The sequence below is a fragment of the Streptomyces camponoticapitis genome (genome assembly GCF_014646115.1).
Lineage (GTDB): Bacteria > Actinomycetota > Actinomycetes > Streptomycetales > Streptomycetaceae > Streptomyces > Streptomyces camponoticapitis.
Map to the genome: position 1 here is coordinate 76,355 of NZ_BMMV01000011.1, position 24,259 is coordinate 100,613.

The 24,259-nt window shown below is 70.2% G+C and carries 20 protein-coding genes; 11 read left to right on the forward strand and 9 right to left on the reverse strand.

Annotated features, from left to right (window positions below; all coding sequences use genetic code 11):
• Nucleotides 1-56: 56 nt before the first annotated feature.
• Nucleotides 57-1,259: a S1 family peptidase gene (locus IEY79_RS18410; protein ID WP_189108608.1), complete on the reverse strand. Its 1,203-nt coding sequence runs from the start codon at nt 1,257-1,259 to the stop codon at nt 57-59.
• A gap of 436 nt (nt 1,260-1,695) precedes the next feature.
• Between IEY79_RS18410 and IEY79_RS18415 the strand changes: the two genes are divergently transcribed.
• A complete protein-coding gene (locus tag IEY79_RS18415) occupies nt 1,696-2,760 on the forward strand; it encodes a chitinase (protein WP_229700953.1) in 1,065 nt (354 codons plus the stop codon).
• Between the two features lie 141 nt (nt 2,761-2,901).
• Here IEY79_RS18415 and IEY79_RS18420 read toward each other — a convergent pair whose 3' ends face one another.
• Nucleotides 2,902-3,435: an HAD domain-containing protein gene (locus IEY79_RS18420; RefSeq protein WP_189108609.1), complete on the reverse strand. Its 534-nt coding sequence runs from the start codon at nt 3,433-3,435 to the stop codon at nt 2,902-2,904.
• 52 nt (nt 3,436-3,487) lie between these two features.
• Nucleotides 3,488-3,919 carry a DUF3574 domain-containing protein gene (locus IEY79_RS18425; RefSeq protein ID WP_229700959.1) on the reverse strand — a complete coding sequence of 144 codons (432 nt, stop codon included), beginning with the start codon at nt 3,917-3,919 and terminating at the stop codon, nt 3,488-3,490.
• Nucleotides 3,920-4,208: 289 nt separating this feature from the next.
• On the opposite strand from IEY79_RS18425, the gene IEY79_RS18430 reads away from it, so the two are divergent.
• Nucleotides 4,209-5,582, forward strand: a complete 1,374-nt coding sequence (locus tag IEY79_RS18430; protein ID WP_189108611.1) for an amidohydrolase — start codon at nt 4,209-4,211, stop codon at nt 5,580-5,582.
• Between the two features lie 97 nt (nt 5,583-5,679).
• On the forward strand, nt 5,680-6,321 hold the full coding sequence (locus IEY79_RS18435; RefSeq protein WP_189108612.1) for a nucleoside/nucleotide kinase family protein: 642 nt from the start codon (nt 5,680-5,682) through the stop codon (nt 6,319-6,321).
• Nucleotides 6,322-6,332: 11 nt separating this feature from the next.
• On the opposite strand, the gene IEY79_RS18440 is transcribed toward IEY79_RS18435, so the two are convergent.
• The 4 genes from IEY79_RS18440 to IEY79_RS18455 all read right to left on the reverse strand — a co-directional run bounded on the left by IEY79_RS18440 (nt 6,333) and on the right by IEY79_RS18455 (nt 9,814).
• A complete protein-coding gene (locus tag IEY79_RS18440; RefSeq protein WP_189108750.1) occupies nt 6,333-7,208 on the reverse strand; it encodes a carbohydrate kinase family protein in 876 nt (291 codons plus the stop codon).
• 89 nt (nt 7,209-7,297) lie between these two features.
• A complete protein-coding gene (locus IEY79_RS18445) occupies nt 7,298-8,206 on the reverse strand; it encodes a pseudouridine-5'-phosphate glycosidase (protein ID WP_189108613.1) in 909 nt (302 codons plus the stop codon).
• Between the two features lie 84 nt (nt 8,207-8,290).
• Complete coding sequence (locus tag IEY79_RS18450; RefSeq protein ID WP_189108614.1) at nt 8,291-8,833, reverse strand: methylated-DNA--[protein]-cysteine S-methyltransferase; 543 nt, start codon at nt 8,831-8,833, stop codon at nt 8,291-8,293.
• Nucleotides 8,834-8,905: 72 nt separating this feature from the next.
• Nucleotides 8,906-9,814 (reverse strand): glycerophosphodiester phosphodiesterase, encoded by a 909-nt coding sequence (locus IEY79_RS18455; RefSeq protein WP_189108615.1) that lies wholly within the window; start codon nt 9,812-9,814, stop codon nt 8,906-8,908.
• 235 nt (nt 9,815-10,049) lie between these two features.
• Here IEY79_RS18455 and IEY79_RS18460 point away from each other — a divergent pair, with 235 nt between their 5' ends.
• From IEY79_RS18460 to IEY79_RS18480, 5 genes are all read left to right on the forward strand, one after another.
• Nucleotides 10,050-10,970: an MHYT domain-containing protein gene (locus IEY79_RS18460; protein WP_189108616.1), complete on the forward strand. Its 921-nt coding sequence runs from the start codon at nt 10,050-10,052 to the stop codon at nt 10,968-10,970.
• 40 nt (nt 10,971-11,010) lie between these two features.
• On the forward strand, nt 11,011-13,134 hold the full coding sequence (uvrB, locus tag IEY79_RS18465) for an excinuclease ABC subunit UvrB (RefSeq protein WP_189108617.1): 2,124 nt from the start codon (nt 11,011-11,013) through the stop codon (nt 13,132-13,134).
• A 184-nt stretch (nt 13,135-13,318) separates the two neighbouring features.
• A complete protein-coding gene (locus tag IEY79_RS18470) occupies nt 13,319-13,885 on the forward strand; it encodes a TerD family protein (RefSeq protein ID WP_189108751.1) in 567 nt (188 codons plus the stop codon).
• 216 nt (nt 13,886-14,101) lie between these two features.
• Nucleotides 14,102-16,150 carry a TerD family protein gene (locus IEY79_RS18475; RefSeq protein WP_189108752.1) on the forward strand — a complete coding sequence of 683 codons (2,049 nt, stop codon included), beginning with the start codon at nt 14,102-14,104 and terminating at the stop codon, nt 16,148-16,150.
• 298 nt (nt 16,151-16,448) lie between these two features.
• Entirely contained in the window at nt 16,449-17,474 is a 1,026-nt protein-coding gene (locus IEY79_RS18480; protein WP_189108618.1) for a TerC family protein, read from the forward strand.
• A gap of 106 nt (nt 17,475-17,580) precedes the next feature.
• On the opposite strand, the gene IEY79_RS18485 is transcribed toward IEY79_RS18480, so the two are convergent.
• Together IEY79_RS18485 and IEY79_RS18490 are read right to left on the reverse strand one after the other, a co-directional pair.
• Nucleotides 17,581-18,237, reverse strand: coding sequence for an MBL fold metallo-hydrolase (locus IEY79_RS18485; protein WP_189108619.1), 657 nt, complete (start codon nt 18,235-18,237; stop codon nt 17,581-17,583).
• A gap of 10 nt (nt 18,238-18,247) precedes the next feature.
• Nucleotides 18,248-18,934 carry a maleylpyruvate isomerase family mycothiol-dependent enzyme gene (locus IEY79_RS18490; protein ID WP_189108620.1) on the reverse strand — a complete coding sequence of 229 codons (687 nt, stop codon included), beginning with the start codon at nt 18,932-18,934 and terminating at the stop codon, nt 18,248-18,250.
• Between the two features lie 229 nt (nt 18,935-19,163).
• On the opposite strand from IEY79_RS18490, the gene uvrA reads away from it, so the two are divergent.
• The 3 genes from uvrA (at nt 19,164) to IEY79_RS18505 (ending at nt 24,219) form a co-directional block, all read left to right on the forward strand.
• Complete coding sequence (gene uvrA, locus IEY79_RS18495) at nt 19,164-22,178, forward strand: excinuclease ABC subunit UvrA (RefSeq protein WP_189108621.1); 3,015 nt, start codon at nt 19,164-19,166, stop codon at nt 22,176-22,178.
• A 99-nt stretch (nt 22,179-22,277) separates the two neighbouring features.
• Nucleotides 22,278-22,529 carry an acyl carrier protein gene (locus IEY79_RS18500; RefSeq protein ID WP_189108622.1) on the forward strand — a complete coding sequence of 84 codons (252 nt, stop codon included), beginning with the start codon at nt 22,278-22,280 and terminating at the stop codon, nt 22,527-22,529.
• A 31-nt stretch (nt 22,530-22,560) separates the two neighbouring features.
• Complete coding sequence (locus IEY79_RS18505; RefSeq protein WP_189108623.1) at nt 22,561-24,219, forward strand: amino acid adenylation domain-containing protein; 1,659 nt, start codon at nt 22,561-22,563, stop codon at nt 24,217-24,219.
• Nucleotides 24,220-24,259: the final 40 nt, after the last annotated feature.

The following is a 24,259-nucleotide window of genomic DNA, read 5'->3' on the forward strand; positions in this document are numbered from 1 at the left end:
CCCCCCCCCGCGACTGTGGTGCCTGGTGGCCGCGGCCCGTGTGGGGCCCGGCCGGGTCAGGCGGTGTGGAGCGTCAGGCCGTAGGTGCTGAGGATCTCGTTGATCGGCTGGTAGAAGCTCTGCCCGCCGGTAGTGCAGTTGCCCGAGGCGCCGGACGTCACGCCCTGCGCCTGGTCGCCGCTGATGAACGAGCCGCCCGAGTCGCCGCCCTCCGCGCAGGCACTCGTCTGGACCATCTGGTGGACGGCGCCCTGTGCGTAGTTGACCGTCACGTTCTTGGCCAGGACGTTGCCGCAGCGCCAGTGCGTCGTGGAGCCGGAGCGGCAGATCGACGCGCCGTTGGGGGCTTCGTTGGAACCACGTACCAACTGGTCCGACACGCTGCCCCAGCCGAGGACGACGGGCACGGTCCACCAGCCGTTGGCGACGTTCACCCACGCGTAGTCGTTGCCGGGGAAGGACGATCCCTGGAAGTTGCCTATGGCGGAGTTGTCCCAGCCGCGCACCGACTGGCCGCGCGGGCCGCAGTGACCGGCGGTGACGAAGCCGCCGTGCACGGAGAAGCCGATGGAACAGCGGACGTTGCCCGTGTAGTACGGGTCTCCGCCGACGGTCCCGGCGGCAGTGGTGGCGGGAGCGTGGGTCGTCTCCGCCACGGTTACCGGGCCGGTCTTTCTGGCCTTCGCGACGAACGCGGTGACGGCCTCGCTGTCACGCTCCGACGCGAGGACGTTCACCACGACCCGGTTGGTCTTCGGGTCGACGCGCCAACTGCTGACGCCGGCCGGCGCGGAGAGCGCGTCGATCCGCTTCATGGTCGCGTCGAGGGCGCGCTCGCTGTGCTTCACGAGCTTGACCGTGGCGCCTGTCGCGCGCACGGCGGCCGCCTTGCCGCTGTCGGTGATGGCGACGGTGAGCCTGTTGTCGGCCGCGCTGAACCAGGAGCCGCCGTACGACGCTCCCGCCACGCGCTGTGCCTTGCCGTCGACGGCGGTCGCCGTCTTCTCGGCGGCGAGCCGGGCCACGGCCTGACTCTTCGTCAGACCGAATTCCTTCTGCATGGCGGTGAGCAGGCCGGCGGACGTGGCGGGGGCCGCCTTCGACGCCGATGCGGACGCCGGAGCTGACATCGATGTCGAGGCCGACGCCGAGGCGGAGTCGGGAGTGGCGGCCGACGCGGGCGCGAGCCCGGCCGTCGCCCACGTGCCGACGAGGAGGAGTGCGGACAGGCCGGTGCGTACAACTGTCTTGCGTCTCAAGGCATTCGCCCTTCGGTTGTTCCAGCGATCGTGGGGTTGGAACAGTGGGACAGCCGGCGGGTGAGAGCGCTCTCATCCGCCCCGGCCGGAGCGTATCCAAGGATCATGGGCAGGTCCATGCCAATGGTCGAACGGAATCGCGGCATGTCTCGATCCGCCTGGTCGGGAGGGTCCCGGCGGGTTGGAGCGGGGCGTTCCGGCGGGTGCCCGAACGGGCGGGTGAGGTGCCCCAACGGGCCCTCGCCGAGGGGCTTTTACAGCGTTGCAGAAGTCAAGCGGTGAACGCCTCTCAACGGTCTGAACCCCTTGACGCACTCTGACCTCACGAGTTAACTCAAGCTTTGAATTAACCCGGCCCCAGCGGCTGTTGGCAGCACCACGCAACCGCCTGCCCGAGCCGTACAACACCTTCCCTCCCCCCACATCGGAAGGCCCCATGAGCAACCAAGCACGCCATGGGACACGAGCGAAGCGTCGCCGTGCCCTGCGCGTTTCCACAGCGGCTTTCGGCGCGTTCGCCCTCGCCGCAGGCGCCGTCTCCCTCGCGGCTGCGACTGCGAGTGCGACCGCCAACGGCGCACCGAATACGCCGAACATCCCGAACACGCGGTCCGCGCCGAAGGCCGCCCCACCGGCCGTCGCGCCGTACCTCTACAACGGCTGGGGCGACCCGCCGGACCCGAACGAGGTCATGACGGCCACCGGCGTCAGCTGGTTCACGATGGCCTTCGTGCTCGACAGTGGTGGTTGCGAACCGCAATGGGACGGCAGCCGACCGCTCACCGGCGGCGTCGACGAGCGGACCGTGGAAGCGGTGCGCGGCGCCGGCGGCGACATCGTCCCGTCCTTCGGCGGCGCCGGCGGTGACAAGCTCGAAATACGGTGCCAGGACAGTACGGCGCTGGCGGGCGCGTACCAGAAGGTCATCGACGCGTACGGCCTGAAGGCGATCGACATCGACATCGAGGGCGACGCCTACGACGACCCGGCCGTCCAGCAGAAGACGATCGACGCGCTGAAGCAGGTCAAGGCCGACAACCCGGGTCTCATCACGTATGTCACCTTCCCCAGCGACCAGTCCGGCCCGGACACGGGCATGATCGACCGCGCCGCCGCCTCCGAACTGGAGGTCGACGGCTGGACGATCATGCCGTTCAACTTCGGCGGCGAGGGCCAGAACATGGCCGAGCTGACCGCCCGGGCCACGGACGGCCTGAAGAACGCGGTCAAGAACGCCTACGGCTACAGCGACGAAGAGGCCTACGCGCACAGCGGGTTGTCCTCGATGAACGGCATCACCGATGTCGGCGAGACCATCACCACCGACGACTTCCGCGCCATCAAGGACTACGCCCAGGAGCACCATCTGGCCCGGCTCTCCTTCTGGTCGGTCAACCGCGACCGGCCGTGTCCCGGCGAGTACCCGAACGACGACACCTGTTCGGGAACGGAGCAGGAGCCCTGGGAATTCAGCAAGATCCTCGCCGGGTTCACGGGCTGACGGCGTGCCGACGAGGTGATCCCCGACCTCTGACGATCACACCGCCCCATGACCGCCCGCGCGGTACTGCGCGGGACGGACGGGCCCCCGGCCCCCGGACTTCTCCGGAAGCCGGGGGCCCGCGCCGGTGACAGGCACGGGTCACAGCAGCTCCGCCCACCGCACCAGCGTCGCGAAGTCCCGCTCCCGCAGACCTCGTCGCGGGTGGATGCGCAGAAGAAGCGCCGGCCCGTCGTGATGGGTCGAGACGTACGTCGTGTCGAGGTCGGTGATCATGTCGTCGACCCATGCGAAGGGCCTGCCGTCCGCCCATTCGACCAGGGGACGTGTCTTCCAGAAGAGGCCGTCCGGGTCCTTCGCGAAGAGCTCCGGCCACTCGATGACCGGCAGATCGTCCGGCAGCCCGACGGCCGGTGCGATCATGGTGTTGGCCTCGTGCATCCAGGTGGTGGCCCAGGCCAGTTCGAAGGGCAGCTCGGTGAGTATTCGGCCGTGGGCGGGGTTGAGCCGTACCCGCAGCCCGCGTCTGTGGCGCCGGGATCCCGGCGCCTGGCGGGAGAGCCAGTTCGACGGGCGCAGACGGTGGGTCGTGTACCCACGCGGCCGTGTCAGCCGGGCGGCGTACGGGTTGAGGGGGCCGTCGACGTCGAGGAGGAGCAGTGGGCGAACTGTCATGGAGGAGAAATGCCCGCCGCGGGCGGGGTTTACGGCTCTCCGCCCGCTCCGCTCAGAAGTCGGCGAGCGTCCGCTCGTCCAGCCTGGCCACGGAGTCCTGGGCGTGGGCGCGGACGTAGGCGTCCCGGATCCGCTCGATCCGGGCGTCGCGTGACTTCGCCTCCGCCTCCGGGTACAGCAGGATCAGCTCGTAGGAACGCTCGCGCTCGATCGCGCCGTTGGAGTCGCGCCACTGGCCGCGGCCCTCCTGGATCGTCAGTCCGGACGGAAAGCCCGGGGTGACATGGCGGTCGATGAACGCCATGAACTGACGGTCGGTCACAGCGGCCCCGCCGTCGGGGCGTTCGGTGCCGAAGAAGAGCCGTGTCTCGACGTATGCCGTGCCGTGGCGGGTCCGGGTCGGCTGCTGCTCCGTCGACTGCCGCTGGGGCGAGCGCTGTTCGCTGTCGAGGCTCGCGTACGCGGCGGGGGCTCCGACGCCCAGTACGGCGACCGAGGCGGCCGCGACGGCGAGCCCCGCGCGCTGCCGAGGGGTGCGAGGGGCGCGGGAGGTACGGAGGCCGCCCGGCCGGGACGGCTCCGGGGCGGTGGGAACGGTGGGTACGTTCGGCACGGCGGGCTTCGCTCTCTCTCGGGATGTCCGCAAGGGCTGCCCCATGCGGATTCACACGCGTGATCATCCGCCGAGCCACCCTCACGAGACGCCCGATCCCGCCGGAAACCACCCGCATGAGTGCATGACCACCGCCCTTCGCACCCAGTACGTTGCTGCGATGACCACCGCTCCCGAGAGCCGGCCCGCCGATCTCGTCATCACCGGCTGCACCACGCTGACGCACGACGACCCCCACGGGGCCGGTGGTATCGGCTTCGTCGAGGACAGCGCGATCGTCGTACGCGAGGGTGTCATCGAGTCGATCACCACGCCGGAGGCAGTCGCCGGTCTGCCCGCCGTCGAACGCGTCGACGCGCGTGGGCAGCTCGCCATGCCAGGACTGATCAACTGCCACACGCACACACCGATGGTGGCCTTTCGCGGCATCGCCGAGGACGTGCCGATCGAGGAGTGGTTCAACGACTGGATCTGGCCCATCGAGGTCAACCTCACCGACCGCGACGTCGAACTGGGCGCCCTGCTCGCCTGCGCCGAGATGATCCGCGGCGGGGTCACCACCTTCGCCGACCACTACTTCTCCATGGACGCGATCGCCGCCGCCACCGAGGCGAGCGGGCTGCGGGCCAACCTCGGCTGGGGCTTCTTCTCCAGCGAGGGCGCCGCCGGGCGCGAGCGGTCCCTCGACTTCGCGCTGCGGCTGCGGGACGCCGCCGACGGACGCATCACCACCTCCCTGGCGCCGCACGCGCCGTACACGGTGAACGATGACGATCTCGCCGCGACCGCCGAACTCGCCCGCGAACACGGCCTGTTGGTGCACATCCACGCGGCGGAGAACGGAGACCAGACGGCCGCGAGCGTGGCCGCGCACGGCCACACTCCCATCGAGGCGCTGCGTCGCGCCGGGCTGCTCGACGTCGACCTGCTCGTGGCCCACGGCACCGGGCTCACCGACGACGACTTCGTCGTACTCGGCCGGGGCACCGGGCACATCGCGTTCGCGACCGCGCCCAAGGGCTATCTCAAGTTCGGCTGGGACATGACACCGATGCGCGCGCTGGCCTCGATCGGTGTGCCCGTCGGTCTGGCGACGGACGGGGCGGCGTCGAACAACACCCTCGACGTCTGGGAGAGCATGACGCTCACCGGACTGACCCAGAAGTCGGCGGAGCGCGATCCCGGCTGGCTGACGGCCCGTCAGGCGCTCGACCACGCCACCACCCAGAGCGCCCGCGCGGTCGGCCTCGGCGACCGGATCGGCGCACTCGCCCCGGGGCGGCGCGCCGATCTGATCCTGGTGGATCTGACGGGACCGCACACGCAGCCGATCCACGACCACGCGGCGACTCTCGTCTTCAGCGCCCGCTCCGCCGACGTGCTGACCACGATCGTCGACGGGCGGATCCTGATGCGCGACCGAAAGCTGCTGACGCTTGACGTCCCGCGGATCGTCGAGGAAATGACCACCCGGCTACCGGCGTTGACGGACCGCGGCCACGGCCGCCGCGTCCAGGACTACGACCCGGCGTAGGCCCCGGGCGCGGCGGGTCGGGCACAGGCCGTGACCGCTTCCGCTCCCTGACGCGCCCGTCACCTCCGCGGCACCGCCCCTGGACCATGATGGGACGGTGAGACTCGAAGCGATCACCTGGGAGCGGCTGACCGACGTCCTGGCCGAGCGTGCCATGGAGACCAAGGCCGGCGACGGCAGCCCCTGGCTCCGTGTGGCGGTGGACGGCGCTCCCGCCGCCCGCCCCGGCGTACCGGCCGAGGCGCTCGCCGACGCCCTTCGGGTGCGGGGCCGCTCGGTGCTCGTCGTCGGGACCGGCGGCTTCCTGCGGCCCGCGTCGCTGCGGTACGAGTACGGGCGGCACGAGCCCGACTCGTACTACGACGGCTGGTTCGACACGGGCGCGCTGTGGCGGGAGGTGTTCGGGCCGGTGGAGACGGGCGGGACGGGCCTGGTGCTGCCCGATCTCTGGGATCCGGCGACCGACCGCGCGACCCGCAGCCGCCGCGTCGAACTCCCCCCGGGAGGCGTGCTGTTGGTGCACGGACCGCTGCTGCTCGGGCACTGGTTCCCGTTCGACCTCACGGTGCATCTGCGGCTGTCACCGGCCGCGCTCCGCCGCCGCACCGACGAGGGCGAGCAGTGGACGCTGCCCGCTTTCGAGCGGTACGAGCGGGAGGTCGGCCCCGCCGAGGCCGCCGATGTCCTCGTACGGGCGGACGATCCGCGCCACCCGGCGTGGGCTCTGCGGCAGGGCTGAACCGCGAGGCCCTACGGCACCGGTGGCCGGCCGCCGGTCAGCGCGACCGCCAGAGCGCCCGCGCGGCAGCCCGCCGCCGCTGCCGCCGCGGGGCCGGCGCCGGTCAGCAGGGCCGCGAGGAAGCCGCCGTTGAAGGCGTCTCCCGCCCCGGTGGAATCGACGGCCCGCGCGGGACGGGTCGGAACGCGCGCCGTGACGGCTCCGTCCGCCGCCACCAGCGCGCCGCCGGGGCCCAGCGTCACCACGACGAGCGGGAACCGGCGGCTCAGCTCGGCCGCCGCCTTCTCGACGTCCGGGGCCCCGGTGAGCAGCCGGGCCTCGTCCGCGTTCGGCAGGAGCACCCCGACCCCGTCGGCCGACGCCAGGAACACCTCGGTGCCCAGGTGCGCGAGGAAGCCGGCCGATGCCGGGTCCACGCTCACCGGCACACCACGCGCCACCGCCGACTCCACGGCGGCGCGCACCACTTGGCGGCTCGTGGCGGCGAAGAAGAGATAGCCGGAGAGGTGCAGTCTGCCCACCCCGTCGAGCAGCTCGTCGGACCAGTCGGCGGCGCAGAGGCGCAGGACCGCGCCGCTGTCGGTGAGGAAGGTACGTTCGGCGGAGGCGTCGACCAGCGAGACGACGGTGGCGGTCGGCGTGTCGTCGTCGACGACGAGCAGCGGGCGGACGCCGGCCGCTCGCAGCCGGTCCCCGTGCCACGCGGCGGCGTCGGTGCCGACCCGGCCGAGCAGCCGGACGTCCGCGCATCCGGTGGCCGCCGCCCAGCAGGCCGCGTTGGCCCCGGCGCCGCCCGGCAGTGTGCGGATCTCGGCGGCGGTGTCGGTGCCGTGCGCGAGCGGTGTACGGTGCCGGGCCACCACGTCGGTGACGACGTCCCCGACGATCAGCAACGCGTCCGCGCCACCATCGTCTTTCCCGTCAGGGCGTCCGGGGCCGTCCGTCGCGAGGCCGGCACCCGCGGAGCCCGCACCGCTCACCGCGCCGCCGCGATCCGCGCGGCCAGCCGTACGTTGCCGCGTACGGCCGCGAGATTCGCCTCCAGGGACGCGCCGTCGGTACGTCGCATCAGCTCACCCAGCAGGAACGGCGTGACCGCCTGCCCGCCGATGCCCTGCTCCCGGCAGTCCGACAGGGCCTCGGCGAGCACCCGGTCGTGCAGCTCCGGATCGAGCTGTTCCGCCTCCGGCACCGGGTTGGCGACGATCAGCGCCGCCCCCGGCCCGCCGAGCGCGTCCTGCGCCGCCATCACCGCCGCGACCTCCTCAGGAGTGCGGACCGTCCAGTCGACGGGCTCCCCGGACGATGTCAGGTAGAAGCCCGGGAAGTGCTCGGTGCCGTACCCGAGGATCCCGACGCCCAGGGTCTCCAGCCGCTGCAAGGTGGCCGGTACGTCGAGGATCGACTTCACGCCCGCGCAGACCACCGTGATCCGGGTCCCGGCGAGCAGCCGCAGGTCCGCCGACTCGTCCTGCGCGCTGGTCCAGTCGCGGTGGACACCGCCCAGGCCGCCGGTCGCGAAGACCCGGATCCCCGCGCGGGCCGCGAGGAACGCCGTCGCAGACACGGTCGTCGCACCGCTCGCCCCCGTGGCGAGCGCGGGCGCCAGATCGCGGTGGCCCAGCTTCCGGACGGACGGGTCCCCGGCGATCCGCTCCAACTGGTCCTTGTCCAGGCCCACATGGGCCCGGCCGTCCAGGACGGCGACGGTGGCGGGGACGGCGCCGCCGGACCGTACCAGCTCCTCCAACTCCTCGGCGACGGTCAGATTGCGCGGTCGCGGCAGACCGTGCGCGATGATCGTCGACTCCAGGGCGACCACGGGCCGGCGCGCGTCGAGCGCCTCCCGTACCTCGGGGGAGAGCAGCAGTGTCGTGTCGGGCATGTCCCATCCCTGGCACGGGACGGGGCCCCGCAAACGTCGGGCCGAGCACCGGAGCGCACGCGGCGCGAGCTCAAGGGACGCGGCTCAGAACAACGGCGCGGGCAGCACACCTTCCAGCGCGAGCAGTTGCCGCTTGGTCTCCAGACCGCCCCCGAAGCCGCCCAGCCCGCCGCCGCTCTCCACCACCCGGTGGCACGGCACCACGATCGGCAGCGGGTTGGACCCCATCGCGGCGCCGACCGCCTGGGCCGCGCCCGGACTGCCCACCCGGTCGGCCAGATCGCCGTAGCCGACGACCGTGCCGTACGGAACGCCGGTCGCCAGCTCACGCAGCACCTGCCGGTTGAAGCCGCCCGACAGCGACCAGTCGAGCGGCAGCCCGAACTCCCGGAGCGTGCCGTCGAAGAAGGCCGCCAGCTGACGTATCGGCTCGGCCAGCCGGCCCGCCGGATCCTCGACGGGCTCGGCCCCGAGCCGACCCTCCAGCTGCCGAAGTGCCGTCTCCCGCCGCCCGGTCGTGGCGTGGAAGACAACTGTCACAAGTCCTTCACCGGTGGCGGCCAGCAGCAGCGGGCCGATGTCGCTTCCGACGACGGCCCACTCCACCGACCGAGCTTCGCTGTTCATGCCGACAACGCTACGGCCAGGGTCTGACAACGGGCCCCGACCTGTGGAGAGAGGCCCCTGTGGCGAGGCCGGTCAGCCCACCGCGTCCCGCACCACGTCGGGGTTGTTGGTGATGATGCCGTCCACGCCGAACCCGGCCACCCGCAGCGCGCCCGCGGCGTCGTTGACCGTCCAGGTGCTGACCTGGAGCCGCTTCCCGTGCGCGCCCTTCAGCCGGTGCACGGCGGCGACGTACTCGGCGGTCAGCGTGGAGTGCGTCGGGTTGATCTGGTCGGTGAACTTCGCGTACGACGGCAGGTCGGCCACCGCCGGCGCACCGAGGAATCCGGTGGTCACGTCGGGCCGCTGCTCGTGCACGGCCTTCACACTGTCCGCGCCGAAGCTCTGGATGACGAGCTTGTTCCTGACGTGCGCGCGGTCCAGCCAGCCCTCCGCGCGCAGGACGCGCAGGATGTCCTTCTCGATGCCCGGATACAGCTCGGGCGCCTTGATCTCCAGAAGAAGCTTCTGGCGGTTGTCCTCGACGGCGTCCAGATACCCCTTCAGCGTCGGCACCCGCGCGCCCGCCCACTCGGCGCCGAACCAGCTGCCCGCGTCCAGCCGCGCGATCTCGGCGGCGGTGAAGTCCTTCACATTCCACGGAGCCCGGTCGGGGAAGACCTGTTCGGCGTCGGTGGTCCGCTTGAGGTCGGTGTCGTGCAGGACGACCAGCTGACCGTCCTTCGTACGCTGGACGTCGTTCTCGACCCAGTCGATGCCCAGCTCCTCGGCCTTGTCGACGGCGGCCAGGGTGTTCTCCGGGGCGTAGGCGGAGGCGCCGCGGTGCGCGATGACCAGCGGGTCGGTGCCCTGGCGGGCGGACACGGGGGACGTCTGCGGGGCCGTGGTGTGCGGTGCGGCGGCCGACGTGGTTCCCGGCAGAACCAGCGCGGCGGCTCCCAGCAGCGCGACGGTCGCGGTCACAGAGGTGCGTGCGTACACGTGGACTCCTAGCGTCGATCGATCACGGACGGGCCGAGGGTGACAGCCGGCGGCCAACACGCGACAGGCGAAGGTTGGCCACAACGTGAACGGAATGCGCCCGAGCCCGGCCCCCGGGCGGTCTCCATGTCGACAAAAGGGTGACCTGATGTTTGCATGCCGTGCCGCTGGTCATACCCTCGCCCCCGAACCAGCGCTTCCGCAGACGGCTCATCAGGAGCGAAGGGCGTACCGCATGCAGGGCACCACCGACGGATTCAGCTACGGCCTGATCACCCCCGTGGCGGCCTTCCTCATGGCCTGCCTCGGCGGCGCGCTGGGCCTGCGCTGCGCCATCAGATCCCTGCACACCCCGGAAAGCGGCCGCAAGGCCGGCTGGCTCGCGCTCGCCGCCATCGCGATCGGCTCGGGTGTCTGGACGATGCACTTCATCGCCATGACGGGCTTCAGCGTGGCGGAGACACCCGTCACCTACGACCGGGCCACGACCTTCGCCAGCCTCGGCCTGGCGATCGTCATGGTCGGCGTCGGCCTGTTCATCGTGGGCTACCGCGGCGCGACCACGATGGCCCTGGTCACCGGCGGCACCGTCACCGGGCTCGGCATCGCGAGCATGCACTACCTGGGCATGGCCGGAATGCGTCTGCGGGGCAGCGTCGAGTACGACACGCTGACCGTCGGCGGCTCCGTCGTGATCGCCGTCGTGGCGGCCACCACGGCACTCTGGGCCGCCGCGTCCGTGCACGGCATGCTGGTGAGCGTGGCCGCCAGCGTGGCGATGGGCGTCGCCGTCACCGGGATGCATTACACGGGCATGGCGGCCGTCCACGTCCATCTGCGGACCTCCGGCGGCCCGGCGGAGGGAACCGAAGGGGGCGAGCCGGCGGCCACGCTGCTCGGGCCCATGCTGGTGGGGCCCGGAGTCTTCCTGCTGCTGGCCGCCGTCGTGGTGATCTTCGACCCGCTGATGGTCACGGGCGGCCGGGAACGGCACGCCCCGCTGCCCCGCGGTCTGCCGGGCCGGGGACCCCACGAGCGCCCTCTGCCCGGCGTACCCGCCCAGCGGGCCCGGTGGGAGCCCACGTACGGGGAAACCGCCGAGGAGGCGATGTCCAGGCGGTCCGGGGGCGGGTCGCGGGGCGTCCACGACTGGTGATCCACACCCGACTGTCAGTGGGGGGTCGTACGGTGGATGCATGCGGCCAGTTTCCAAGATCGAACGTACTTTGGCGCCTTTTGAGGTCATCAGCTCCTACGAACCCAGCGGCGACCAGCCGACGGCGATCGCGGACCTGGAGCGCCGCATCCGCGCGGGTGAGCAGGATGTGGTCCTGCTCGGCGCGACGGGCACCGGCAAGTCGGCCACCACGGCCTGGATGATCGAGAAGCTTCAGCGCCCCACCCTGGTGATGGCTCCGAACAAGACGCTGGCGGCCCAGCTGGCGAACGAGTTCCGCGAGCTGCTGCCCAACAACGCCGTCGAGTACTTCGTCTCGTACTACGACTACTACCAGCCAGAGGCCTACGTCCCCCAGTCGGACACCTACATCGAGAAGGACTCCTCGATCAACGACGAGGTCGAGCGGTTGCGCCATTCGGCGACGAATTCGCTGCTCACCCGCCGTGACGTGGTCGTGGTCGCGTCCGTCTCCTGCATCTACGGCCTGGGTACGCCCCAGGAGTACGTGGACCGGATGGTGCCGCTGAAGGTGGGCGAGGAGTACGACCGGGACGAGCTGCTGCGCCGCTTCGTCGACATCCAGTACACACGCAACGACATGGCGTTCACACGCGGCACCTTCCGGGTCCGCGGCGACACCATCGAGATCTTCCCGGTCTACGAGGAGCTGGCCGTCCGGATCGAGATGTTCGGCGACGAGATCGAGGCGCTCTCCACCCTCCACCCGCTCACCGGCGAGATCATCAGTGAGGACCGGGAGCTGTACGTCTTCCCGGCCAGCCACTACGTCGCGGGTCCCGAGCGCATGGAGAAGGCCGTCAACGGCATCGAGCGGGAGCTGGAGGAGCGCCTCGCGGACCTGGACAAGCAGGGCAAGCTCCTGGAGTCCCAGCGGCTGCGCATGCGCACCACGTACGACATCGAGATGATGCGCCAGATCGGCTCCTGCTCCGGTATCGAGAACTACTCGATGCACTTCGACGACCGCTCGCCCGGCACCGCGCCCAACACCCTCCTGGACTACTTCCCGGAGGACTTCCTGCTGGTCATCGACGAGTCGCACGTGACCGTGCCGCAGATCGGCGCCATGTACGAGGGCGACGCGTCCCGTAAGCGCACCCTGGTGGACCACGGCTTCCGGCTGCCCTCGGCGCTGGACAACCGCCCGCTGAAGTGGGAGGAGTTCCAGGAGCGCGTCGGCCAGACCGTTTATCTGTCGGCCACCCCCGGCAAGTACGAGCTCTCGCGCGGCGACGGGTACGTGGAGCAGATCATCCGTCCCACCGGACTGGTCGACCCGCAGGTCGTCGTCAAGCCGACCGAGGGCCAGATCGACGACCTGGTGCACGAGATCCGCGCCCGTACCGAGAAGGACGAGCGTGTCCTGGTCACGACCCTCACCAAGAAGATGGCCGAGGATCTGACCGACTACTTCCTGGAGCTGGGCGTACAGGTCCGCTATCTGCACAGCGACGTCGACACACTGCGCCGTATCGAGCTGCTGCGCGAGCTGCGCGCCGGGGAGTACGACGTACTCGTCGGCATCAACCTCCTGCGTGAGGGCCTCGACCTCCCCGAGGTGTCTCTCGTGGCGATCCTCGACGCCGACAAGCAGGGCTTCCTGCGGTCCGGCACCTCACTGATCCAGACCATCGGCCGCGCGGCGCGCAACGTGTCGGGCCAGGTCCATATGTACGCGGACAAGATCACTCCGGCGATGGAGCAGGCCATCGACGAGACCAACCGCCGCCGCGAGAAGCAGATCGCGTACAACACCGAGCGAGGTCTCGACCCCCAGCCGCTGCGCAAGAAGATCAACGACATCGTGGCGACCATCGCGCGCGAAGAGGTCGACACCGAGCAACTGCTGGGTACGGGCTACCGCCAGGGCAAGGAGGGCAAGCAGGCCAAGGCCCCCGTGCCGGCGCTCTCCGGCGCGAGGGCGGCCAAGGCGGGCAAGCAGGGCGCGGTGGTCACCGACCGGCCCGCGGCCGAACTGGCCGGAATCATCGAGGAGATGACGGACCGTATGCGCGCGGCGGCCGCGGATCTGCAGTTCGAAGTGGCCGCGCGGCTGCGTGACGAGGTGAGCGAACTCAAGAAGGAGCTGCGCCAGATGAGGGAAGTGGGGCTGGCCTGACGGCCCCGTGTCCGGGTGTGTTGCAAGACCGACACAAAAACGGCCGAAGTCTCCTGCGCTGTCAGTGTGACTGCGTAGGGTACGGGACAACCGCACACACGGACGGTTGCGGGGAACTTCCGAGAGGGGACAGCGCGTGGCGGACGTATCAAGGGGCAGTGCGCCGGGGGGCCCTGGGGTCAACCTGTCCAAGGGACAGGCCATCAGCCTGGAGAAGAGGGGCGGCGGCACCCTGACCGCGGTGCGCATGGGGCTCGGCTGGCAAGCCGCCCCGCGTCGCGGCCTGTTCGGGTCGCGCACCCGCGAGATCGACCTGGATGCCTCGGCGGTGCTCTTCGCCGACAAGCAGCCGGTCGACGTGGTCTTCTTCCGCCACCTTGTCAGCGACGACGGCTCGGTGCGGCACACCGGTGACAATCTCGTCGGCGGCGCCGGTCAGGGCGGCGACGACGAGGCGATCCTCGTCGATCTGCAGCGCGTTCCGGTGCACATCGACCAGATCGTCTTCACGGTGAACTCGTTCACCGGACAGACGTTCCAGGAGGTGCAGAACGCCTTCTGCCGCATTGTGGACGAGACCAACGGCGACGAGCTCGCCCGCTACACGCTCGACGGCGGCGGTCAGTACACCGCGCAGATCATGGCCAAGGTGCACCGCGCCGGCGCCGGCTGGCAGATGACCGCCCTGGGCAACCCGGCCAACGGCCGGACGTTCCAGGACCTGATGCCGGCGATCCTGCCGCACCTGTAGGCACGGCTCGCCAGCGCAAGCGCAGCTCCCGGAGGCACGGCCGCCGGGAGCTGCACCGCTTGCCGAGCGGTCCCGCCGAGCAGCACAACAGGGCGGGCCCCACAGAGCGGTTCGCACGCCGTACCAGACAGCACACCCGGCACCACAGTCCGAGCAGTACCACCGAACGACATCACTACGCGGCACCGAAGCGTGACCGACGAGGGGACAGAGGCGATGACGGCCGAGCTGGTCCGGGGGCAGAACCACCCCTTGCCCCACAGCCGACTGGAGATCCGGGTGACGGCCGCGGCACCGGTCCTGGCGTGCGCCACCCTCGGCGACGAGCGGGGCACGGTCCTCGGCGTCGAGTGGATCGCCCACCCCGGCTCGCCCACCCTGCCCGGCATCGAGGTGTCGCGGCAGGCCGCCGCGGGGCTGCGCTTCCATGTCGACCTGGAGGCCGTGCCCGACCGCGCGCATCTGGTGCACGTGCTGCTCGCGCTCCCCGAAGGAGGCGGCGGGCCGTCCAGGTTCGGCGCCACCGCGGCCCCGTTCGCCGCCGTCACCTCCACGGACGGCGCCGAGATCGCCAGCTTCACCATCACCGACCTCGAAGCGGAGTCCGCCGTCGTCGCGCTGGAGCTCTACCGGCGCCAGGGCGCCTGGAAGGTCCGCGCCGTCGGCCAGGGGTACGCGGGCGGACTCGCCGAGCTCTTCCGCGACCAGGGCCTGCCCGGGGCCCGCGAATTCGCCTCCGGGATCCAGGAGGCGGTGGCCCGGCACATGGCCAGCGCGATCCAGGCGCCCCTGACAGGCGGCACGGCCGACGGCGTACGTGTCCGCTCCGACAGGTCCGCCACGGCCACTCAGCCCGGTCAGCCCGCCGCGGGCGCCGGCGGCGCCGCGGGAGCCGCGGGCGCGGGAGCCACGCAGGGCGCCGGGATCACCTCCGGCGCAGGCGCCACGCCGCACCAATTGCCGGGCACCCCCGGCCCGGGGCCGACCGGCCCCGAGAGCCAGGGCCAGCAGCCCGCCGCCGCCGCGCACGGCACCACGGGCGGACGGGTCAACTACACGCACCCGGGCCGCCGCACCACGACCCCGCCCACCCCGCCGCCCGCGTCGCCGCCGGCCCAGCCGGGCCAGGCGTCCCGCCCGGTCGCGGGCGACGCGACCGGCTGGTCCATGGAGGAGCGCCTGTACAACCAGGTGTGGGGCATGTTCGAGGACCTGGCCCGCGCCACCGCCGCCTACCGCAGCGCCGTCGACTTCGCCGAGTCCCGGATGGACCAGGAGCTCGACCGTGTCCTGTCCGACCCGCGCAGCCGGATAGGCGGCACCGGCGACGCGGCCCGCGAGGTCGCCCGCGCCAAGCGCGACCAGCTCACCGACCAGGCGCGCGAGGCGCTCGACCGGGACCTCGGCCAGCTGGCCGCCGAGACCGAGGTCGTCGAGCCCGCGCTGCCGCCCGCGTACGCCCGCTGGGACAACCCCGTCTGGCACGCCTACCGCGTTCCGATGGACAACCCGATGGCGCTGCGCCTCGGCGATCTGCATCTCCCCGAGCGCACCGACCTGCGGATCCCCATGCTGGTCCGGCTCCCGCTGGAGCGCGGTCTGTGGATCGACAGCGGCAGGTCGGGCTCGGAGGCGGCCCTCATGCTGGACGAGGGGCAGCTGCGCAGGCTCGCCATGGACAACGCCGTGGGGCATGCCGCCCGTCTCCTCGCGGCCTACCCGCCGGGTGAGTTCACCGTCCATGTGATCGACGCCGCGGGCGCGGCAGCCGCGTCCCTGGCCCCGCTGGTTGGCTCGGGTGTGCTGAACCAGCCGCCGGCGAGCGGCGCCGCGGGCGTCTCCGCCGTCCTCGCGAGGCTCACCCAGCGCGTGGACCTGGTCCAGATGGCCATCAGGGGCGGCGCAGCCGACTCCCTGCCGCCCGATCTCGACACCGCCGAGCAGTTGCTCATCGTCAACGACTTCCCGCACGGGTTCGACGACCGAGCCGTCACACAGCTGCGCTATCTCGCCGACGAGGGCCCGGCCGTCGGTGTCCATCTGATGATGGTCGCCGACCGGGAGGACGCCAGCGCGTACGGGCCCGTGCTCGACCCGCTGTGGCGCTCGCTGCTGCGCATCACCCCGGTCGCCGACGACCACCTCGCCGACCCCTGGGTGGGCCACGCGTGGACGTTCGAGCCGCTGACCATGCCGCCGGGGAGCCAGATACTCCGACGGGTGCTCGAACAGGTCGCCGAGGCCCGCCGCGCCTGGCGCCGCTGACTCGTCCGGGCTCCCGGTACTCGTACGGCCCATCCGGGTGGCCATATCCGCCCCAGCTCGCTGAAGAGCGCCTGACCTGTGCCTTTGCGCGAGCTTGACCTTGAACTTTACCTTTTCTTGGTGGTTCCTGTACTCTCCTTTGAACGGAGGGGAGTACTCCCGCACCGCGACGTACCCGTCAATACGGACCGCCATCGGTCCCGGGGCGTCGGCCCGCCGGCGCAGATGAGACGCACGGGTGGAAGAGACCTCCGGCAGCGACGACGCTGATCAGTAGCCGTACGACGCCGGAGGCGCAGTGGACGTTTCATTGTTGACGTGGGCATTGACCGTTCTTGGTCTGTGTGCCCTGATCGGGGTCGACTTCCTCATCGGGCGCAAGCCCCATGACGTGTCGATCAAGGAAGCCGGAATCTGGACGGTCGTCTGGATAGCTTTGGCCGCACTGTTCGGCATCGGCCTGCTGGTGTTCGGCGAGAGCCAGTCATCGGGCGAGTTCTTCGCCGGATTCATCACCGAGAAGTCGCTCAGTGTCGACAATCTCTTCGTCTTCGTCCTGATCATGGCGAAGTTCTCGGTGCCCTCGCACCTCCAGCAGCGGGTGCTGCTCGTCGGTGTGCTCATCGCCCTGGTCCTGCGCGCGGTCTTCATCGCGGCGGGCGCGGCGATCATCGGCAGCTTCTCGTGGGTCTTCTACATCTTCGGCGCGTTCCTGATCTACACCGCCTGGAAGCTCATCCAGGAGGCGCGCGCGGGTGAGGAAGAGGAGGAGATCGAGGACAACCGACTCCTGAAGTCGGTCCAGAAGCGCTTCGGTGTCGCCGACAGGTACCACGGTACGAAGCTCTTCATCCGCAACAACGGCAAGCGTGTACTGACCCCGCTCATGGTGGTCATGCTCGCCATCGGTACCACCGACGTGCTGTTCGCGCTGGACTCGATCCCCGCGATCTTCGGTCTGACCCAGGACCCGTACATCGTCTTCACCGCCAACGCCTTCGCGCTGATGGGTCTGCGGCAGCTGTACTTCCTGATCGGCGGCCTGCTCAGGAAGCTGGTCCACCTCAGTTACGGCCTGTCGGTGATCCTCGGCTTCATCGGCGTCAAACTCGTGCTGCACGCTCTGCACGAGAACGGGGTGCATGTCCCCGAGATCTCGATCTCGTTCTCGCTCGCCGTCATCTGCGGTGTGCTGATCGTGACCACGATCACCAGCCTGATCGCCTCCAAGAAGCAGGCGGAGCGCGAGGCGGCCGAGGGCGTCGAGAACAAGGACAGCAAGGACAGCAAGGACGGTCAGGGCAAGGCCGACATAGACGCCTGACCGTCCGACCGTACGGCGCACGCCGGGTACGCCGGGCACCGCGCGACGTACGGGAGACAGCGAACCGGGGCGAGTGGCACCAGCCGCTCGCCCCGGTTCCGTGTGTCTACCAGCCGCGCTCGCGCCAGGCCGGGAGCTGCGGGCGCTCCGCCCCGAGCGTGGTGTCGTCTCCGTGTCCCGGATAGACCCAGGTCTCGTCCGGCAGCCGGTCGAAGAGCTTCGTCTCGACGTCGTTGATCAGACTGGCGAACGCCTCGGGGTCCTGATGTGTGTTGCCCACGCCGCCCGGGAAGAGGCAGTCGCCCGTGAAGAGGTGAGGGTGGCCGTGCGGGTCGTCGTAGACCAGCGCGATCGAGCCCGGTGTATGACCCACGAGATGGCGTGCGGTCAGCTCGATCAGTCCGACCCGGATTCTGTCGCCGTCGTCGACCAGCACCTCGGTCGGGACGGGAATCCCCTCGGCGTCGTACCGTCCGGCGAACGTCTCGGCGCCGGTGGCGGCCACGACCTCGGCCAGCGCCTGCCAGTGGTCGCCGTGCCGGTGTGTGGTGACGACGGAGGCGATGCCGTCGTCACCGATCAGCGTCAGCAGCGTGCCCGCGTCGTTCGCCGCGTCGATCAGCAGCTGCTCCCCGGTGGCCCGGCAGCGCAGCAGATACGCGTTGTTGTTCATCGCGCCGACCGCGACCTTGGAGATCATCAGGTCGGTCAACTCGTGTACATCGGCCGGTCCGTCGAGCTTCACGGCTCCGTTGTAGGTCATACGACTCAGCCTATAGCGGCGGCAGTACGGGCAGTGAGGAGTCCGACGTCTTCAGTGCGGCACCGTCCCGACGGCCGGCGAGCCAGCCCATGAGCTCGGCCGCCGGGCCCGTGACGGCCGCCGGAGTGCCGTCCGCGCGGCCGGTGCGCCAGGTGCGCCCGTCGGGCGAGGTGAGGGCGAGCGGGGGCACGTCCGGGTGCCCGGCGAAGCGCTCGGTGAGGAAGTCGGTCTCCCGGTCGGTGAAGTCGTCGGAGAGGTCTTCGAGCTCCCGGCCGATGCCCAGGTCGACATGGTGCAGCTCGACCTCGACGAGCCTGCGGAAGGGGACCCGGGCGGCGACGTCCGTCACACCGTTGCGGAGCGCGACCGTGCGTGCCCAGTCGGCGGGGACTGCGGCCACCCGCCGGAAGTGCTCGGCGGTGGCGCGTACGTCCGCGACCTGGACGTCCAGGGGCCGGGGGGCGTCCCGCTCGATGTCCCTGTCGCGGGTGACGGCGTCCGGGTACATGGGCCGGCCTTCGAGCACATTGACGAGTGCGTCGGCGTTTCTGGCGAGATGGGCCAGTACGTGACCGCGGCTCCAGCCCGGCAGCCGTGACGGCTCGGCCAGGGAGGCGTTGTCCAGTCCGGCGGCTGCGGTGAGGAGCCGCTCGGTCGCTTCATGTAGGGATTCCAGGTCGCGCGCATGATCGAGCATGGGGCCGACCCTAGCCCGGCCACTCCTTCGGGTGAAGGCAGCCGTAAGCTGCGGTAAATCGAATGCACGTGCTATAAGCTCGTGAGCGGCATCCTGACCAGGAGTCCTCGCAGCCCGGTGCCCCAGTGACCCGGGTCATTCCATCTGGCAGTCCATCGATTTGGCGACCCCCATTACTCTGGAACGGGGGCTCCGCCCCCTGCTTCTCTCCAGAAAGGTGCGGACCGGCGTGGCCGACCGTCTCATCGTCCGTGGCGCTCGCGAACACAATCTCAAGAACGTCTCGCTCGACCTCCCGCGTGACTCCCTCATCGTCTTCACCGGGCTCTCCGGGTCGGGCAAGTCCTCCCTCGCGTTCGACACGATCTTCGCCGAGGGACAGCGTCGCTATGTCGAGTCGCTGTCCTCGTACGCCCGGCAGTTCCTCGGCCAGATGGACAAGCCGGACGTCGACTTCATCGAAGGCCTTTCGCCGGCCGTCTCCATCGACCAGAAGTCGACCTCCCGCAACCCCAGGTCGACAGTCGGCACGATCACCGAGGTCTACGACTACCTCCGGCTGCTCTTCGCCCGTATCGGCAAGCCGCACTGCCCCGTGTGCGGCCGGCCGATCACCCGCCAGTCGCCGCAGGCCATCGTCGACAAGGTCCTGGAGCTGCCTGAGGGCAGCCGCTTCCAGGTGCTGTCGCCGCTGATCAGGGAGCGAAAGGGTGAGTTCGTCGATCTCTTCTCGGACCTCCAGACCAAGGGGTACAGCCGGGCGCGGGTCGACGGGCAGACCATCCAGCTGAGTGAGCCGCCGAAGCTCAAGAAGCAGGAGAAGCACACCATCGAGGTGGTCGTCGACCGGCTCACGGTGAAGGGCAGTGCCAAGCGCCGGCTGACCGACTCGGTGGAGACCGCGCTCGGGCTCTCCGGAGGCATGGTCGTGCTCGACTTCGTCGACCTCCCGGAGGACGACCCGGAGCGCGAGCGGATGTACTCGGAGCATCTGTACTGCCCGTACGACGACCTGTCCTTCGAGGAGCTGGAGCCCCGCTCCTTCTCCTTCAACTCGCCCTTCGGCGCCTGTCCGGACTGCACGGGTATCGGCACCCGTATGGAGGTCGACCCGGAGCTGATCGTCCCCGACGAGGAGAAGTCGCTGGACGAGGGTGCGATCCACCCGTGGTCGCACGGCCACACGAGGGAGTACTTCGGCCGGCTCATCGGCGGACTGGCCGAGTCCGTCGGCTTCCGTACGGACATCCCGTGGGCCGGACTGCCGCAGCGTGCCAAGAAGGCACTGCTGTACGGGCACAAGACCCAGGTCGAGGTGCGGTACAGGAACAGGTACGGCCGCGAGCGGGCGTACACGACCCCGTCCTTCGAAGGCGCTGTCTCCTTCGTCAAGAGGCGGCACTCGGAGGCGGAGAGCGACACCAGCAGGGAGCGCTTCGAGGGGTACATGCGCGAGGTGCCCTGCCCGACGTGTCACGGCACCCGTCTCAAGCCGCTCGTCCTCGCGGTCACGGTCATGGACAAGTCCATCGCCGACATCGCCGCGATGTCGATCAGCGAGTGCGCCGACTTCCTCGGCAAGATGACGCTGAACGCCAGGGACAAGAAGATCGCCGAGCGGGTCCTCAAGGAGGTCAACGAACGGCTGAGGTTCCTGGTCGACGTCGGTCTGGACTATCTCTCGCTCAATCGCGCGGCTGGCACACTCTCCGGCGGCGAGGCTCAACGCATCCGGCTCGCCACCCAGATCGGCTCCGGGCTTGTCGGCGTGCTCTATGTGCTGGACGAGCCGTCCATCGGTCTCCACCAGCGCGACAACCACCGGCTGATCGAGACCCTCATCCGGCTGCGTGACATGGGCAACACCCTGATCGTCGTGGAGCACGACGAGGACACCATCAAGGTGGCCGACTGGATCGTCGACATCGGTCCCGGGGCGGGCGAGCACGGCGGCAAGGTCGTCCACACCGGCACGCTGAAGGAGCTCCTGGACAACGAGGAGTCGATCACCGGCCAGTATCTGTCCGGCAAGAAGGCCATCCCGACACCGGAGATCCGCCGGCCGATCGACCCCAAGCGGCGGCTCACGGTGCACGGCGCGCGGGAGAACAACCTGCAGGACATCGACGTGTCGTTCCCGCTCGGCGTGTTCACCGCCGTCACGGGCGTCTCCGGATCCGGCAAGTCGACCCTGGTCAACGACATCCTCTACATGCACCTGGCCCGTGAGCTGAACGGCGCCAAGTCGGTGCCGGGCCGCCACACCCGGGTCGACGGGGACGACATGGTCGACAAGGTCGTGCATGTCGACCAGTCGCCCATCGGCCGTACGCCCCGGTCCAACCCGGCGACGTACACCGGGGTCTTCGACCATGTGCGCAAGCTCTTCGCCGAGACGATGGAGGCGAAGGTCCGCGGCTATCTCCCCGGGCGCTTCTCCTTCAACGTCAAGGGCGGACGCTGTGAGAACTGCGCGGGCGACGGCACCATCAAGATCGAGATGAACTTCCTGCCGGACGTGTACGTCCCGTGCGAGGTCTGCCACGGAGCGCGTTACAACCGGGAGACCCTGGAGGTCCACTACAAGGGCAAGTCCATCGCCGAGGTGCTGGACATGCCGATCGAGGAGGGGCTCGACTTCTTCGAGGCCGTCCCGACGATCTCGCGCCACCTCAAGACGCTCAACGAGGTGGGTCTGGGCTATGTGCGGCTCGGCCAGTCCGCGCCGACTCTCTCGGGCGGCGAGGCCCAGCGTGTGAAGCTCGCCAGCGAACTCCAGAAGCGGTCCACGGGCCGGACGGTGTACGTGCTGGACGAGCCCACCACCGGGCTGCACTTCGACGACATCAGCAAGCTGATCAACGTGCTGTCGGGGCTGGTCGACAAGGGCAACACGGTCATCGTCATCGAGCACAACCTGGACGTCATCAAGACGGCGGACTGGGTGGTCGACATGGGACCCGAGGGTGGCAACGGCGGCGGGCTCGTCATCGCCGAGGGCACACCGGAGCAGGTGGCCGGGGTCTCGACCAGCCACACCGGAAAGTTCCTGCGGGAGATCCTCGACGGGGAGCGGATGAGCGACGCGGCCTCGTCGGGCCGGACGAAGTCAACGGCCCGCAAGACGGCGGCGAAGACCACCGCGAGCAAGACCGGGACGAAGGCCGGGAGCAAGACCGCGACGAAGGCCGGCGCCAAGACGGCCGCGGCCAAGAGGACGGCCGCGCGGTCCCGTAAGGCCTGACATCAGGAGGCCGAGGCGTCGCCCGAGGGCGCCTCGGCCGAACGTATGCGCGGGATCTGGGTCAGAATGGGCACCTTCCATCAATCGGCAGGATGCGAGATGAAGGTGTCCGAGCAGCAGCGCGCTGAGAGCGCTTCCGTCGTCAGGATCATGGCTGAGGTCCTCGGAGCCGATGAGTTGAAGCCCTCCGACAGCTTCTACGACTTCGGCGGCACGTCGCTCCAAGCGGTACGCATATGCACCCGCGTCAAGAGAGAGCTGGGTATCCGGGTCTCTCCCGACACGGTCTTCGACAGCGAAACCGTCGGGGACTTCGAAGCAGCCGTGATGGCCCGCGGCGAAGCCGTCTGACCGGGACGGGGACCGACTTCTCATGTCCCGCATGTCCCGCACGCCTCCCACGTCTCCCACATCCGATGGGCGGCTCAATGCCACGCGGCCGGTCGGTGCGCGGCTCATCCATGAGGCCGTCGCGCGGCAGGCCGGGCTCCGGCCGGACGCGACGGCACTCGTCTTCGCGGGCCGGCGCGTCAGCTACCGGACGCTCGACCTCGCGGCGCAGGCGTACGCCGTGGAACTCGGCCGCCTCGGGGTGGGCCCCGGGCGACTGGTGCCCGTACTGCTGCCACGCTCACCCCAGTTGGTGGCCGTGCTCCTCGCCGTACTCAAACGCGGTGCCGCCTACGCGGCGCTGGATCCGAAACTCCCCGCCGACCGGCTGCGCACCGTTCTCGGCATGCTTTCGCCGCCCGTCGTCGTGGCCCCGTCCCCGGGCGGCGGCGAGTTGTCCCTCCTGGACGCCGGCGGCCACGCCGTATGGCAGCCACCCGCCGAAGAGCTGACCCAAGCGGCCGAACGGGCCCCCGACGCACGCCTCACGCACTGGTCCGACGCGTCGGGCACCTCGGACGTGGTGGACGACGGGGCCGCTCCCGCCACGGTGTTCTTCACCTCGGGCACCACCGGCACCCCCAAGGGCGTGCTCTCCCCGCACCGCGCGACCACCCGGCTGTTCGGCCCGAACAGCTTCGCCGACTTCGGCCCCGGCCACGTGATGCCCCAGGCCGCCCCCGTCTCCTGGGACGCGCTCACCCTCGAACTGTGGAGCATGCTGACCACCGGCGGCACGATCGTGCTCGTCGACGGCGACTACTTCCTCCCCGACGACCTGGCCGATCTCGTCCGAACCACCGGTCTGGACACCGTCTGGCTCACCGCTGCGCTCTTCAACCTCTTCGTGGACGAGGACCCCGACTGCTTCACCGGACTGCGCCAGGTGTTCACCGGCGGCGAGCGCCTCTCCGCCCCGCACATCCGTGCGTTCCTGGCCCGACACCCGGGAATCACGCTGCTCAACGGTTACGGCCCGGTCGAATGCTGTGTCTTCGTCACCACCCACCGGATCCGACCGGCCGACTGCGAGGCCGAGTACGGCATCCCGCTCGGCACGCCCGTCCCCGGCACCGCGGTTCATGTCCTCGACGGCGACCGTGAGGTGCCGCCGGGCGCGCTCGGTGAGATCTGCGTCTCGGGGGACGGACTGGCCGACGGTTACCTCGGCAACGAGCGGGCCACGAGGGAGAGTTTCACCACGTTCGACCCCGGCACCGGCCCCAGAAGGATCTACCGCACCGGCGATCTCGGCAGGCTGGACGGCGACGGGGTGCTGCACTTCCACGGCCGCGCCGACCGGCAGATCAAGATCTCCGGGCACCGCGTCGAGCCCGCCGAGACGGAGGCCGCGGCCCTGCGGCTGCCGGGGATACGGGAGTGTGCCGTGGTTCCCGTGGCTGGTCGGAGCGGTGCGTACGAGCGTCTGGCGATGTTCTACACCGAGGAGCCCCTCGGCGGGACGAGCGGGAGAAGTGACACCGGTACAGCGGTCGTCGGCGGGGACGCGGAGCCGGACGCGGTACGGAAAGCGCTCGCCGCCGTACTGCCGCGCGCCCAGGTCCCGGACGAGGTCCGGCGCATCGGTTCGTTCCCCCGGACACCCAACGGAAAGATCGACATCGCCGCACTGTTGGACCCGCCGGGCTGATAGACGCATGATCGGTGTCTGAATATCGCCGCACCGGCCT

Coding starts and splice junctions, on each gene's coding strand:
- IEY79_RS18415 (WP_229700953.1), top strand. CDS start 1,696: ATGAGCAACCAAGCACGCCATGGGACACGAGCGAAGCGTCGCCGTGCC.
- IEY79_RS18420 (WP_189108609.1), bottom strand. CDS start 3,435: ATGACAGTTCGCCCACTGCTCCTCCTCGACGTCGACGGCCCCCTCAAC.
- IEY79_RS18430 (WP_189108611.1), top strand. CDS start 4,209: ATGACCACCGCTCCCGAGAGCCGGCCCGCCGATCTCGTCATCACCGGC.
- IEY79_RS18445 (WP_189108613.1), bottom strand. CDS start 8,206: ATGCCCGACACGACACTGCTGCTCTCCCCCGAGGTACGGGAGGCGCTC.
- IEY79_RS18450 (WP_189108614.1), bottom strand. CDS start 8,833: ATGAACAGCGAAGCTCGGTCGGTGGAGTGGGCCGTCGTCGGAAGCGAC.
- IEY79_RS18460 (WP_189108616.1), top strand. CDS start 10,050: ATGCAGGGCACCACCGACGGATTCAGCTACGGCCTGATCACCCCCGTG.
- uvrB (WP_189108617.1), top strand. CDS start 11,011: ATGCGGCCAGTTTCCAAGATCGAACGTACTTTGGCGCCTTTTGAGGTC.
- IEY79_RS18475 (WP_189108752.1), top strand. CDS start 14,102: ATGACGGCCGAGCTGGTCCGGGGGCAGAACCACCCCTTGCCCCACAGC.
- IEY79_RS18485 (WP_189108619.1), bottom strand. CDS start 18,237: ATGACCTACAACGGAGCCGTGAAGCTCGACGGACCGGCCGATGTACAC.
- IEY79_RS18490 (WP_189108620.1), bottom strand. CDS start 18,934: ATGCTCGATCATGCGCGCGACCTGGAATCCCTACATGAAGCGACCGAG.
- IEY79_RS18500 (WP_189108622.1), top strand. CDS start 22,278: ATGAAGGTGTCCGAGCAGCAGCGCGCTGAGAGCGCTTCCGTCGTCAGG.
- IEY79_RS18505 (WP_189108623.1), top strand. CDS start 22,561: ATGTCCCGCACGCCTCCCACGTCTCCCACATCCGATGGGCGGCTCAAT.